11 protein-coding genes are annotated in these 12,341 nt (G+C 69.9%); 3 read left to right on the top strand and 8 right to left on the bottom strand.

Going from position 1 to position 12,341, the window contains the following annotated elements; all coding sequences use genetic code 11:
- The 3 genes from ACCC97_RS11980 to ACCC97_RS11970 form a co-directional block, all read left to right on the top strand.
- On the top strand, nucleotides 1-2,129 hold a 2,129-nt coding region (locus ACCC97_RS11980), incomplete at its 5' end, for a sensor histidine kinase (protein ID WP_413332974.1).
- Nucleotides 2,126-2,740, top strand: coding sequence for a response regulator transcription factor (locus ACCC97_RS11975; protein ID WP_007839077.1), 615 nt, complete (start codon nucleotides 2,126-2,128; stop codon nucleotides 2,738-2,740). The genes ACCC97_RS11980 and ACCC97_RS11975, both read left to right, overlap by 4 nt.
- 149 nt (nucleotides 2,741-2,889) lie before the next feature.
- Nucleotides 2,890-4,230 (top strand): MFS family transporter, encoded by a 1,341-nt coding sequence (locus ACCC97_RS11970; protein WP_007839076.1) that lies wholly within the window; start codon nucleotides 2,890-2,892, stop codon nucleotides 4,228-4,230.
- Nucleotides 4,231-4,238: 8 nt separating this feature from the next.
- Here the strand turns inward: ACCC97_RS11970 and ACCC97_RS11965 are convergent, their stop codons facing one another.
- From ACCC97_RS11965 to ACCC97_RS11930, 8 genes are read right to left on the bottom strand one after another with little or no spacing between them, the layout of a single operon-like run.
- Nucleotides 4,239-5,405 carry an acyl-CoA dehydrogenase family protein gene (locus ACCC97_RS11965; RefSeq protein WP_413332973.1) on the bottom strand — a complete coding sequence of 389 codons (1,167 nt, stop codon included), beginning with the start codon at nucleotides 5,403-5,405 and terminating at the stop codon, nucleotides 4,239-4,241.
- Nucleotides 5,402-5,953: a nuclear transport factor 2 family protein gene (locus ACCC97_RS11960; RefSeq protein ID WP_413313766.1), complete on the bottom strand. Its 552-nt coding sequence runs from the start codon at nucleotides 5,951-5,953 to the stop codon at nucleotides 5,402-5,404. Before ACCC97_RS11960 ends, ACCC97_RS11965 begins: the two co-directional genes overlap by 4 nt.
- Entirely contained in the window at nucleotides 5,950-6,339 is a 390-nt protein-coding gene (locus ACCC97_RS11955; protein ID WP_007839069.1) for a VOC family protein, read from the bottom strand. Before ACCC97_RS11955 ends, ACCC97_RS11960 begins: the two co-directional genes overlap by 4 nt.
- The gene (locus ACCC97_RS11950) at nucleotides 6,336-7,100 is read right to left on the bottom strand and encodes an SDR family NAD(P)-dependent oxidoreductase (RefSeq protein ID WP_413313764.1); all 765 of its coding nucleotides are present in this window, start codon (nucleotides 7,098-7,100) and stop codon (nucleotides 6,336-6,338) included. Before ACCC97_RS11950 ends, ACCC97_RS11955 begins: the two co-directional genes overlap by 4 nt.
- Nucleotides 7,097-9,229: an acetate--CoA ligase family protein gene (locus ACCC97_RS11945; RefSeq protein WP_413332971.1), complete on the bottom strand. Its 2,133-nt coding sequence runs from the start codon at nucleotides 9,227-9,229 to the stop codon at nucleotides 7,097-7,099. The genes ACCC97_RS11950 and ACCC97_RS11945 overlap by 4 nt, the downstream gene beginning before the upstream one ends.
- 3 nt (nucleotides 9,230-9,232) lie before the next feature.
- Nucleotides 9,233-9,994, bottom strand: coding sequence for an enoyl-CoA hydratase/isomerase family protein (locus ACCC97_RS11940; RefSeq protein ID WP_007839063.1), 762 nt, complete (start codon nucleotides 9,992-9,994; stop codon nucleotides 9,233-9,235).
- Nucleotides 9,991-11,121: an acyl-CoA dehydrogenase family protein gene (locus ACCC97_RS11935; RefSeq protein ID WP_413332969.1), complete on the bottom strand. Its 1,131-nt coding sequence runs from the start codon at nucleotides 11,119-11,121 to the stop codon at nucleotides 9,991-9,993. The genes ACCC97_RS11940 and ACCC97_RS11935 overlap by 4 nt, the downstream gene beginning before the upstream one ends.
- 9 nt (nucleotides 11,122-11,130) lie before the next feature.
- Nucleotides 11,131-12,333: an acyl-CoA dehydrogenase family protein gene (locus ACCC97_RS11930; RefSeq protein WP_007839049.1), complete on the bottom strand. Its 1,203-nt coding sequence runs from the start codon at nucleotides 12,331-12,333 to the stop codon at nucleotides 11,131-11,133.
- Nucleotides 12,334-12,341 lie beyond the last annotated feature (8 nt).

Here is a 12,341-nt window from a genome sequence, read left to right as displayed (position 1 = left end):
ATGCGCGCCACCGCGCGCTGGCCGGCTGGATCGCCGCGGGCGTACTGGCACTGCTGCTGATCGGCGTGGCGGGCCAGTGGGCCGCGAGGCGCGAGGCGAACTTCCAGGCCGACTCGATCCGCCGCGCCATGGAAGTCCATGTGCTGGGCCTGCGCGACGCCGCCGGCAAGTACAGCTACCTGCCATTCACCGCGAGCCTGCATCCGGACGTGCTGGCCGCGCTGGCCCATCCCCAGGACGCGGCCGTGAAGCAGCGCGCCAACCGCTATATCGAGGAGGTGAACCGGCAGGCGGGCTCCGACGCGCTCTACCTCATCGACCTGCAGGGCCTTACGCTGGCGGCCAGCAACTGGGCAACGCCGCAGAGCTTCGTCGGCGAGTCGTATGCCAACCGCCCCTACTTCCGCGACGCGCGCGCGGGGCGCAACGGCCTGTTCTACGGCGTGGGCCAGACCACCGGCGAGCCGGGGCTCTTCATCTCCGCGCCGGTGCGGCCCGACGGCGGCGCCGTGCTGGGCGTGGTGACGGTGAAGGTCAGCCTGCGCCAGCTGCAGGAAGCCTGGACCTTCTCGCGCGACCCGATCCTGCTGACCGACGCGCGCGGCATCGTGTTCCTGAGCTCGGTGCCGCCGTGGATGTACAAGGCCACGCGCGCGCTGGGCGCAGCGGAACTCGACGGCATGCAGCGCGACCAGCAGTACGGCGCGCGCACCAGCTTCGCGGCACTGCCGTGGAAGGTGGAGCGTGGCGAAGGCGAGCCCGGCTACCTCGTGCGCACCGACATCGGCGGCCAGCCGCGCCGCTTCCTCGCAGTGGACGAGCCGCTGCCCGACCTGGGCTGGACGCTGACGGTGATGGCCGACCACGCCGAAGTCACCCGCGCACGCGAGCGCACCTGGATGCTGGGCCTGCTGTGCGCCGGCGTGCTGCTGCTGGGCGGCCTGTACTGGCAGCTGCGCGAACGCCGCTTCGCCGAGCAGCGCGATGCACGGCGCGACCTGGAGCTGCGCGTGCGCGAGCGCACCCACGAGCTCGACGAGGCCCACGCGTTCCGCAAGGCGATGGAAGACTCGCTGCTGGTGGGCATGCGCGCACGCGACCTGGAGGGCCGCATCATCTACGTCAACCCGGCCTTCTGCGAGATGACCGGCTACGACGCCGACGAACTGCTCGGCAAGCTGCCGCCCTACCCCTACTGGCACCCCGACGACGTGGCGCAGCACTGGCGCCAGTACGACGCCATGATGAGCGGCCAGCCCGCGCGCTCGGGCTTCGAGTCGCGCCTGCGGCACCGCGACGGGCACGACGTGATCACCATGGTCTACACCGCCGCGCTGATCGACGCCGACGGCCAGCACAGCGGCTGGATGAGCTCGGTGGTGGACATCACCGAGCAGAAGCGCGCCGAGCTGCGCCAGCGCCAGAACGACGAGCAGCTGCAGCACGCCCAACGCCTGGCCAGCCTCGGCGAGATGGCCTCCACGCTGGCCCACGAGCTGAACCAGCCGCTGATGGCGCTGAGCAATTTTGCGAGCGCGGCCAAAGCCTTCGCGGAACAGGGCAACCAGCAGCTGCTGGTCAGCAGCCTCGACGAGACCATGGCGCAGGCCCAGCGCAGCGCCGAGATCGTGCGGCGCATCCGCGGCTTCGTGCGCCAGCGCACCGTGGGCACCGAGGACTGCGCGGTGGCGGCGCTGGTGGCGAACGCGCTGGCGCTGCTGCAGGGCGAGATGCGGATGCGGCAGGCGCGTGCCGAAGTCCGCATACCGGCGGGGCTGCCCGAGGTGCGCGGCGACCGCGTGCTGCTCGAGCAGGTGTTGCTGAACCTGCTGTCCAACAGCTTGCAGGCGATGCAGGCCACGCCGCCGGAACAGCGGCTCGTGGAGGTCGAGGCCGAGGTGCTGGCAGGACGCATGCACATCCGCGTGGCCGACCGCGGGCCGGGCATCGATGCAGCGCTGGCCGAGCAGGTGTTCGCGCCCTTCTTCACCACCAAGACCGGCGGACTGGGGCTGGGCCTGAACATCTGCCGCACCATTGTCGAGGCCCATCGCGGCCGGCTGTCCTTTGCCAACCGGGACGGCGGTGGCACGGTTTTCACCCTCGAGCTGGAGATCTCACCCCCATGAACGCTCTTGCCAACAACCTGTGCGTGGTGGACGACGACGAGGCCGTGCGCCGCTCGCTGGGCCTCCTGCTGCTGTCGCGCGGCTACGCGGTGCAGACCTTTGCCTCGGGCGAGGCCTTCCTGGCCGGCGCCGACCTGCAGCGCGCAGGCTGCGTGATCCTCGACCTGCGCATGGAGGGCGTGAGCGGGCTGCAGGTGTTCGATGCATTGCGCGCGCAGGACAGCCCGCTGGTCGTGATCTTCCTGTCCGGCCACGGCGACATTCCGATGGCCGTCGAGGCGGTGCAGAACGGCGCCTTCGGCTGGCTCGAGAAGCCCTGCAACGACGAGCGCCTGCTCGACAGCATCGCCCGGGCCCTGCAGCGCGCCGGCGAGATCGCCGTGCGCCGGCAGGCCCGCCAGGCCGCGCAGGCGCTGTGGGACAAGCTCACGCCGCGCGAGATGCAGGTCGCCCGGCTGGTGGCCGAGGGCAAGCCCAACAAGCAGATCGCCCTGGAACTCGCGCCGCTGGAGCAGCGCACGGTGGAAACGCACCGCGCCCACGTGTTCGCCAAGCTGGGGCTCGCGAACAGCCACCAGCTCGACCGGTTCCTGCGGGAACACGGGCTGTAGTCCTTTCTAGGTATTTACCCTTGCGTACCGATACGTAGCCGCACGGCGGGCGGCTACGGACGACAGCGCGCCGGCGGCCGGACAGACTTGCCGGTACGGTCTCGCGCGGCTTTGCGGCGGGCCGCAGCCAGAGACAAGGACACCTTTCCATGACCAACATCGCCAGTGCGAGCGTCGGCGCCTCCGGCCCGGACGCGACCGCCAACAACACGCCGTATACCTTCGAAGAAAAGCGCAAGCGCATCTTCGCCATCTTCGCCGCCTCGTCCGGCAACCTGGTGGAATGGTTCGACTTCTACGTCTACGCCTTCTGCGCCATCTACTTCGCGCCGGCCTTCTTCCCCAAGTCGGACCCGACCGTGCAGCTGCTGAACACCGCCGGCGTGTTCGCCGCCGGCTTCCTGATGCGCCCTATCGGCGGCTGGCTGTTCGGCCGCCTGGCCGACCGCAAGGGCCGCAAGACATCGATGGTCACTTCGGTCGTCATGATGTGCGTGGGCTCTCTGGTCATCGCCTGCCTGCCCACCTACGCGCAGATCGGCGCCGCCGCGCCCGCGTTGCTGCTGGCCGCGCGGCTGCTGCAGGGCCTGTCGGTCGGCGGCGAATACGGCACCACCGCCACCTACATGAGCGAAGTGGCCATGCGCGGCCAGCGCGGCTTCTTCTCGTCGTTCCAGTACGTCACGCTGATCGGCGGCCAGCTGCTGGCCGTGGTGGTGGTCGTGGTGCTGCAGCAGGTGCTCGACGAGGCCGAGCTCAAGAGCTGGGGCTGGCGCATTCCGTTCGTGCTCGGCGCCGTGGCTGCCGTGGTGGCCCTCATGCTGCGCCGCACGCTGACAGAGACCGCCAGCACCAAGACCCGCGCCGCCAAGGGCGCCGGCACCATGCGCGAGCTGTTCACGAACCACAAGCGCGCCTTCTTCGTGGTGCTGGGCTACACGGCCGGCGGCTCGCTGATCTTCTACACCTTCACCACCTACATGCAGAAGTACCTGGTGAATTCGGCGGGCATGTCGATCAAGACCGCCAGCAACGTGATGACGGCCTGCCTGTTCATCTACATGTGCATGCAGCCGGTGTTCGGCGCGCTGTCCGACCGCATCGGCCGGCGCAACAACATGCTGCTGTTCGGGGCACTGGGTGCGCTGATGACGGTGCCGGTGCTGAGCAACCTGCAGAGCGTCGGCAGCCCGCTGGCGGCGGGCGTGCTCATCACGCTCGCGCTGGCGGTGGTGAGCTTCTACACCTCGATCAGCGGCATCGTGAAGGCCGAGATGTTCCCGCCCGAGATCCGCGCGCTGGGCGTGGGGCTGTCCTACGCGGTCGGCAATGCGATCTTCGGCGGCAGCGCGGAGTACGTGGCGCTGGGGCTGAAGTCGATCGGGCACGAGTCGTACTTCTACTGGTACGTGACGGCGATGATGGGCGTGGTGTTCCTGGTGAGCCTGCTGCTGCCGAAGCAGGCGACGTACCTGCACCACGACAAGTAGACAGTGCTTCAGCGGGCGGCGCCCTGCGCGGCCAGCGCCAGGGTCCGCTTCGCGATGTTGACGAGGTGGATCTGGCTTGTTCCCTCGTAGAGGCGGAACAGCCGAACATCGCGGTAGAAGCGCTCGGCCACGTTGCCGGCGATGAAGCCGCTGCCGCCGAAGACCTGCACGGCCCGGTCGGCGACGCGGCCGCACATCTCGGAGGCGAACAGCTTGCACATCGACGCTTCCATCGTCACGTCGATGCCCTCGTCCCTCTTGCGCGCCGTCTCCAGCACCAGCGCGCGTGCCGCATGCACCTCGGTGTTGCTCTCGGCAATCATCTGCTGCACCAGCTGGAAGTCGCCGATGGGCTGCCCGAACTGCCGGCGCGACTGCGCCTGCCGCGCCATTTCCTCCACCAGCCGGATCGCAGGGCCGATGCACAGCGCGGCGAGATTGATGCGCTGCTTGTTCAGCGTTTTCATCGCCGTGCGAAAGCCCTGCCCTTCGACGCCGCCGACGATGGCCGAGGCCGGCACGCGCACACCTTCCAGCCTGACCTCGCCCACCGGCGAGCCGTGCTGGCCCATCTTGCGGTAGGGCTGCGAGGTCGACAGGCCGGGCACGCCGCGCTCGACCAGGAAGGCGCTGATGCCGGCCGCGCCCTTCGCGTTCGGGTCGGTCCGGGCGAACACGGTGAACAGGTTCGCAACCGGCGCGTTGGTGATGAAGCATTTCTGCCCGGTGATGACGAAGCTGTCGCCGTCGCGCACCGCCACCGTCTTCTGCGCCGTGGCGTCCGATCCGGCCTCGGGCTCGGTGAGCGCGAAGCAGCCGGTCAGCTCGCCGCTGGCCAGCCGCGGCAGGTAACGGCGCTGCTGCTCGGGCGTGCCGTCGACCACGAGCGACTCCGATGCGATGCCGGTGTTGCCTCCGAAGCGCGCACGGAATGCAGTCGCGACCTGCGACACCTCGAGGTTCACCAGCGTCAGTTCCTCGGTGGTCAGGCCGGCGCCGCCGAAAGCCTCGGGGATGCTGTGGCCGAACAGGCCGATCTCGCGCATGCGCTGGACGACCGGTTCGGGAATCAGGTCGTCACGGTCGACCTGCTCCTCCAGCGGCAGGCATTCGTCATGGATGAACCGGCGCACCTCGGCGAGCATGGCCTGGAATTTCTCGCGGTCCCTGATCATGGTTTCGCCTCGTTGTCCGCCGCGCGCACATCCCGCAAGAGCGCATAAAGCATGTCGTTGGGCGCCGCGCAGCCGGCCGGCTGGCGCGCGCCGAACAGCACGGCGTCGCTGCGTGTGAGTTCGGGCCGTTCGCGCTCCTCGATCCAGTCGTACACCACCGTGCGCGCGGCGATGCGCCATTCGCCCTGGCGGCGCTCGAAGCGGTCGAGGTAGCGTCCGCACAGCAGGGTGCGCTTCGCGGGCGCATCGGCAGGGGCCTGCAGTGCGAAGAAGCCGCTCTCCACCGCAGCCACGTCGCCATGCAGCTCGATCGCGATGTTGTTCACCTGGTGCACGCGCCGCCCGCCCTGGCGCAACCGCTGCAGCGCCTGCGCGATGAAGCCGTCGGCGCTGCCGTTCCAGGCGCCATGGCAGTCGGTGGCGTCTTCCCAGTAGGCCGAGCGCAGGGCCTCTTCGTCGACGCGGTCGATGCCGCGGCAGTAGCGGTAGAGGCACTCGCGGATCGCCTCGCGATCGAGCAGCGCCTGCAGCGGTGCGCGCGGGTTCATGCCGCCGGGGCCGCTGGCGCCGCGGCGCGTTTGAACAACTGCACCACGTTGCCTTCCGGGTCGCGCAGCGACATCACCGCGCCGTGCGCGCCCATGTCGCGCGTGCCGATCACCTCGCCGCCCGCGCCGGTGATGCGCTCCTGCGCACCGGCGAAGTCGCTCACCTCGAACACCATCACCACGCCGGAGGTCGCCGGCGCGGCCTCTTCGGCACAGGCCAGCGCCACGCTGGTGTTGCCCACGCCGTACTGGAACCAGCGGTCCTTGTCGCGGAACTTGAGCTTCAGCCCCAGTGCCGATTCGTAGAAGGCATGCAGCTCGGCCGGGCGTTGCGCCACCACGTACACGTTCTGCAGGCGCTGGGGAGAAATGTCCTCGGCGCTCACAGCGAGGTCTCCGATGCGCCGCCGTCCAGTCGGATCACCTCCGCGTTGACGAAGCGCGAGCCGTCGCCGGCCAGGAAGCAGATGGCGTCCGCAATGTCTTCCACGGTGCCGAGCCGGCCCAGCGGCGTGCGCGCGATGCGCCTGGCGTCGAGCTCGGCGTTGCGGTGCTTGGCCGTGCCTTCGGTCGGCACCGCGCCGGGCGCCACGGCGTTCACGCGGATGCGGCGCGCGCCCAGGTCGGCCGCCGCGGCGCGGGTGATGCCGAGCACGCCGGCCTTCAGGCCGCTGTAGACCACCGATCGCGCGGGCGACTTGAAGCCGGCGATGGAGGCCACGTTGATGATGGCGCCGCCGCGTTCCGGGTCCATCGCCTCGGCCGCGGCCTGGATGCCCCAGATCACCGACTTGAAGCCGATGTCGACCATACGGTCCATCACCTCGGGCGTGATTTCCATCAGCGGCTGGTAGCGCACCCAGGCCGCGTTGTTGACCATCACGTCGAGCCGGCCCGCCTCGCCGGCCAGGCGCTGCACCGCCAGGCGCATGCCTTCGCGGCTCGAGACGTCCTGCGGCACCGCCACGGCCTTGCCGCCGAGGCGGCGGATCTCCGCGACGGTGTCTTCCACGAACTCGGCCTTGAGGTCGTTCACGCCGACCGTCGCGCCCAGCCGGGCGAAGGCCAGCGCGGTGGCTCGGCCGATGCCGTGGCCCGCGCCGCTGATGAAGGCCACGCGGCCTTCGAGGGACTGTGATGCATTCATGGCTTGTCTTTCGTTTCCGGCACCAGCAGCGCGTCGAGCGCGAAGGCACCGTGCCCGTGGTCGAGGACCACCAGCGGGTTGATGTCGATCTCGGCGACGCTGCGCGCATGCCGTGCGGCGAACCGCGACAGCGCCGCCACGGCGCGCGCCGCGGCCGCTACGTCGGCCTTCGGCCGGCCGCGTGCGCCATCGAACAGCGCAAAGGCCTTGAGGGAGCGAAGCATCTGCATGGCCTGTGCCTCGGTCACCGGCGCCACCTGCAGCGCCACGTCGCGCAGCACCTCGGCATAGATGCCGCCCAGGCCCACCATCACGACCGGGCCGAAGACCGGGTCCTTCATGGTGCCGAGGATCAGCTCGGTGCCGCCCTGCGCCATTTGCGCCACCAGCACGCCGGCGATGCGCGCCTGCGGCGCCTTCTGCGCGACGCGCGCCAGCAGGCTGTCGTATTCGTCGCGCAGCTGCGCCTCGGAGCGCACGTTGGTCACCACGCCGCCAACCTCGGTCTTGTGCGGGATGTCGGGCGAGACGATCTTCAGCACCACTGGAAAACCGATGTCGCGCGCCGCGGCCAGTGCCTCGTCCCGGCCGCCGGCCGTGACTTCCTTCAGCACCGGGATGCCGGCCTGCGCGAGCACGGCCTTGGCACTGGCTTCGTTGGCGAAGGCTTCGGCCGGAAGCGCTTCGGCCGACAGCGACGCGACCGCCACCTCGGCCTGTTCGCCACGTGTGCCGAGGCGCACCAGCGCCGCCAGCGTGGCACACGCCGCATCGATGGTCTCCACTGTCGGAAAGCCCATCTCGTTCAGCTGCGCCATGGTGTCGGGCGGCGCCTTGCAGCACAGCAGGACGAGCCGCGACGGATGCGCACGGCGCACCTGCTCCAGCGCCGCGAGGTAGACGTCGCGCAGCCGCGGCATCTGGAAGGCGTACGCCGACTGCAGGATCACCGCGTCGCAGCTCGCATCTTCCGCCACCGCCGACAGCACCTGCACCAGCAGCTCGGGCCGGCTCGACACCTGCGCCGTCATGTCGACGGGATTGCCCGGCGATGCGTAGGGCAGCGCGGCCACGATGCGTTCCTGCGTGGCCGCGGAGAGCTTCGGCAGTTCCAGCCCCTGTGCGCTGGCGGCGTCGGCCATCAGCACGCCGAAGCCGCCCGATGCCGTGACCAGCGCCACGCGCGGCCCCTTCGGCGCACGCGCCGTGCCGACCACCGACACAGCATGTCCCACTTCGAGCAGCTGCTCGATGCTGGGCACGCGAATGGCGCCGGCATTGCGCAGCACCACGTCGAACACCGCGTCCGAACCGGCGAGCGCACCGGTGTGCGAGGCCGCCGCTTCGCTGCCGGCCGACGACACGCCCACCTTCAGCACCACGACCGGCTTGCCTGCCTCGCGCGCCATGGCCAGTGCGCGCATCAACCCGGCCGCATTGCGGCAGGTTTCCATGCAGCACAGGATGACCGAGGTGGCCGGGTCGGTCGCCAGCGAGGCGATGCCGTCGGCAATATCGACGTCGCATTCGTTGCCCGTGGTCAGCAGGCGGCTGATGCCGATGCCGCGCTCGACGGCCAGGCGCATCGTGTAGCTGCCGAGGTTGCCGCTCTGCGACACGATGCCCACCGGGCCCGCCGTCGGGAACGACGACTCCAGCGCCACCGAAAAGGTGGCGATGCTCCTGTCCGCCACGCCGATGGAGCCCAGGCAGTTCGGCCCCACCACGCGCATGCCCGATGCCCTGGCGACTTCGCCGATGGCCGCCTGCAGGCGGCTGCCCTCTTCGCCCATCTCCGAGAAGCCCGAAGACAGGATGACGGCCGCGCGCACGCCGCGCGCGGCGCAGTCTTTCACCGCTTCGAGCACCGCATCGGGCGGCACCGCCATCACGGCCAGGTCGGGCACCGACGGCAGCTCGGCAACGTTCGCATAGGCGGGCAGCGACTGCACCGTGCCGCCTTTGCGGTTGACCGGATAGATCGCACCGCGGTAGCCGTACTTCTGCAGGAACTGCAGCGGCCGCCCGCCGATCTTGGTCACGTCGTCCGACGCTCCGAAGATCGCGATCGAGCGCGGCTTGAAGAGTGCCTCCAGCCCCTTGCCCACTTCGACTTCGACTGTCGCCATCGCTCAGCGCCCCTTGAACACGGGCGGGCGCTTTTCCAGGAAGGCCTGGCGCGCTTCCTTGGCATCCTCGGTGCGCGACAGCGCCATGGTGATGTTCTGCTCGAAGCGGTAGCCGTCGCGCTGCGGCATCACGTCCATCATGTTGGCGGCCTGCTTGGCATAGGCCAGTGCGATCGGGCTCTTGGAGGCCATCTCCTGCGCGAGGCGCATGGCGGCGGGCATGAGCTCTTCCGCCGGAACCACCTCGTCGAGCACGCCGCGGCGGTACAGCTCGGCGGCCGGCACGCGCATGCCGGTGAAGAACATGTGGCGCGTGAACGAGCGCCCGAACATGGTCCGCAGCATCGAGACTCCGCCGGCAAGGCCCACGTTGATCTCGGGCATCGCGAAGCTCGCATCGTCGGAGGCCAGGAAGATGTCGCACGCGGCCATCAGGCCGAAGCCCGCGCCCAGTGCCGGGCCGTTGACGGCCGCGATGACGGGCTTGGCGCATTCGCGAATGGCGTTGCCGGTCTCACGGGTCCAGCGGTTGTGGTCGAGGAAGTCGCCGGGCTTGTCGGCCGAGGGGCGGTCCTTCAGGTCGGCGCCGGAGCAGAAGAACTTGCCGGTGCCGGTGAGGATGGCCACGCGGATGTCGTCGCGCTCGGAGATCTCGTCGAACACCTGGATCAGGCGGTGGCGAGTGTCGCGGCTCAGCGCATTGACGGGCGGCTTGTCCAGCCGCACGACGGCGACGAACTCGGAAACTTCAAGACTGACGCTCATGACGAACTCCTGGCAACGTGGGACATGCCGCGGGCCGCCGCATCGGCAGCGGCGGCTTCGGTCGGGGAATACAGCAACCGCGACGCATGCGCCATGCGGTCGCCGTAGCGGAACTCGGAGGCGAGCAGGCGCTGCGCCATGCGGGTGGCCAGCACCTCTTCGCTGACGCCCATGCCGCCATGCATCTGGATCGCGCCTTCGGCGCACAGCCGTGCCGTCTCGGCCAGCGCGACTTTCATCAGGCGCAGCGTGCGGCGCAGGTCGGCGGCGCCGCGCTCGTGTTCCTGGAAGGCGTGCATCAGCAGGCCCTTGGCGCAGAGATAGCGCACATACATGTCCGCCGTGCGGTGCCGCAGCACCTGGAACGACGCCAGCGCCACGCCGAACTGGCGGCGCTCCTGCAGATGCTTCACGGTCTGCTCGATCAGCGTGGCGAGCGCGGCGACGGTATCCGCCGCGGTGAGCAGCAGCGCGGCGTTGTCGGCTTGCTCGATGGCCGAGTCCAGCGCGGCACCGCGTGCGATGCACGCCACCGCCGGCACCGTCAGGCCGTCGAGCCTGAAGTCGGCGCTGCGCCTGCCTTCCATGGTGCGGTAGGTGGCGCTGGGCGCGGGCATGTGTTCGTGGTCGACCAGGAAGAGCGCCGTTTCGCCGCTGCCCTGCAGCAGCGCGGGCACCAGGTGGTGCGTGGCCGCCAGCGACACGTCCACGCCCTTCACCTCGCCGGTCAACGCGTAGCCGATGTCCAGCTGCTTCGCCGTCAGGGCGACCTCGTCGAGCGAGGCCGAAAGCGAGGTCAGCGGCGCGATCTTCGCGCTGCCTTCGCACACCGCTTCGAGCCAGCGCGCGGAGGTGTCTGCGTTGGCCGCTTGCAGCAGCAGCGGCGCGACCGCGCAGGTTTCGATCACGGGCAGGTGCACGCCGTGCGTGGCGAGCCCGACGACGATGGAGGCCAGGTCGGACAGCGTGCCGCCGACGCCGCCGGCTTCCTCCGGCACCAGCGTGCAGGTCCAGCCCATCTCGCGCACGGGGTCGGTGCCGGCGAAGTCCCTGGTGGTCTCGTTGTCCTGCGCGAAGCGCGCCGCGGCGTCCAGCAGCATGCCGGGGAACAAAGGGGTGAATGACATCGACACTTTTCAGGCTCCCAGCAATTCATTGGCAACGACGTTGCGCTGCACTTCCGAGGTACCGCCGGCAATCGTGCGGGCGCGGGTGAACAGGTAGTTCTGCACCCAGGCGGCACCGGGCTCGCCCTCGCCCTGCGCCACCAGGAAGCGGTGCGCGGCGTCGGGGCCGACCGCGTCGAGCGCGATCGTGGTCAGGCGCTGGGCCACGTCGGCGCAAGTCATCTTGATGGCCGAGGGCTGCACGCCCAGCGGGCGCTGGTGGATCAGGTCGTCGGTGGCCTGGGCCATCATCACGCGCGCGCCCTTCACGTCGGCCTCGGCCAGCAGCAGGCGGTAGCGCAGGCTGCCGAAATCGCGGCGTCCCGCTGCAGCCTTGGCGGCCTGTTCGACCAGCTGCGTGACCTGCCGGCGCACCAGCTCCAGCCGCGCCACGTTGGCCGGGGGCAGGCGCTCGCGCTCGAGCAGGAACTTGGCGCAGGTCCAACCCTTGCCGGGTTCGCCGATCAGGTTGTCGGCGCGCACGCGCACGTCGTCGAAGAACACTTCGTTCAGGTGGTGCCAGCCGTCGATGGTGTGGATCGGCCGCACGGTGATACCGGGCGTGTCCATGGGCACCAGGACCAGCGAGATGCCGTCCTGCTTCTTCGCCTCCTTCGAGGTGCGCACGAGCATGTAGATCATGCTGGCTTCGTGGGCGTGCGAGGTCCAGATCTTCTGGCCGTTGATGACGTACTCGTCGCCGTCCAGCCGCGCGCTGGTGCTGAGCGAGGCCAGGTCGGAGCCCGAGCCCGGCTCGGAGTAGCCCTGGCACCACCAGTCGCTGCCGTCGAGGATGCGCGGCAGGAAGCGCGCCTTCTGCTCGGGCGTGCCGAAGCGGATGATGACGGGGCCGATGTGGCCCAGGCCATGGTGGTACAGCGGCGGGCAGTCGGCCTCGGCCATCACCTCCTCGAAGATCAGCCGCTGCATGATGTCCCAGCCGGTGCCGCCGTGCTCGCGCGGCCAGCTGGGCGCGCCCCAGCCCCTGGCGGTGAGGATCTTCTGCCAGCCGAGGTATTCGCGCTTGGTGATCTTCTGGCCCGCGGCCACGACGGCGCGGATCTCCGGGGGGCACGCACTGCGCGCGAAGTCTTCGAGCTCGCGGCGGAAGTCCGCGTAGGCGTGCGCCTCGCCGCTGGCAGCGGTGGCGGCGGGGGTGTCGGTGTTCGACATGTTCGTTG

The sequence above is a fragment of the Variovorax sp. Varisp85 genome, from assembly GCF_047304045.1.
Classification (GTDB): Bacteria; Pseudomonadota; Gammaproteobacteria; order Burkholderiales; family Burkholderiaceae_C; genus Variovorax.
Note: the sequence above shows the minus strand (reverse complement) of the source record. Positions and strands in the feature narration are given on the sequence as shown.

Excerpts from the sequence above, each read along its gene's own strand:
- ACCC97_RS11930 (WP_007839049.1), bottom strand. The coding sequence starts at position 12,333 with ATGTCGAACACCGACACCCCCGCCGCCACCGCTGCCAGCGGCGAGGCG.
- ACCC97_RS11965 (WP_413332973.1), bottom strand. The coding sequence starts at position 5,405 with ATGATCAGGGACCGCGAGAAATTCCAGGCCATGCTCGCCGAGGTGCGC.
- ACCC97_RS11950 (WP_413313764.1), bottom strand. The coding sequence starts at position 7,100 with ATGAATGCATCACAGTCCCTCGAAGGCCGCGTGGCCTTCATCAGCGGC.
- ACCC97_RS11945 (WP_413332971.1), bottom strand. The coding sequence starts at position 9,229 with ATGGCGACAGTCGAAGTCGAAGTGGGCAAGGGGCTGGAGGCACTCTTC.
- ACCC97_RS11970 (WP_007839076.1), top strand. The coding sequence starts at position 2,890 with ATGACCAACATCGCCAGTGCGAGCGTCGGCGCCTCCGGCCCGGACGCG.
- ACCC97_RS11975 (WP_007839077.1), top strand. The coding sequence starts at position 2,126 with ATGAACGCTCTTGCCAACAACCTGTGCGTGGTGGACGACGACGAGGCC.
- ACCC97_RS11940 (WP_007839063.1), bottom strand. The coding sequence starts at position 9,994 with ATGAGCGTCAGTCTTGAAGTTTCCGAGTTCGTCGCCGTCGTGCGGCTG.
- ACCC97_RS11935 (WP_413332969.1), bottom strand. The coding sequence starts at position 11,121 with ATGTCATTCACCCCTTTGTTCCCCGGCATGCTGCTGGACGCCGCGGCG.
- ACCC97_RS11960 (WP_413313766.1), bottom strand. The coding sequence starts at position 5,953 with ATGAACCCGCGCGCACCGCTGCAGGCGCTGCTCGATCGCGAGGCGATC.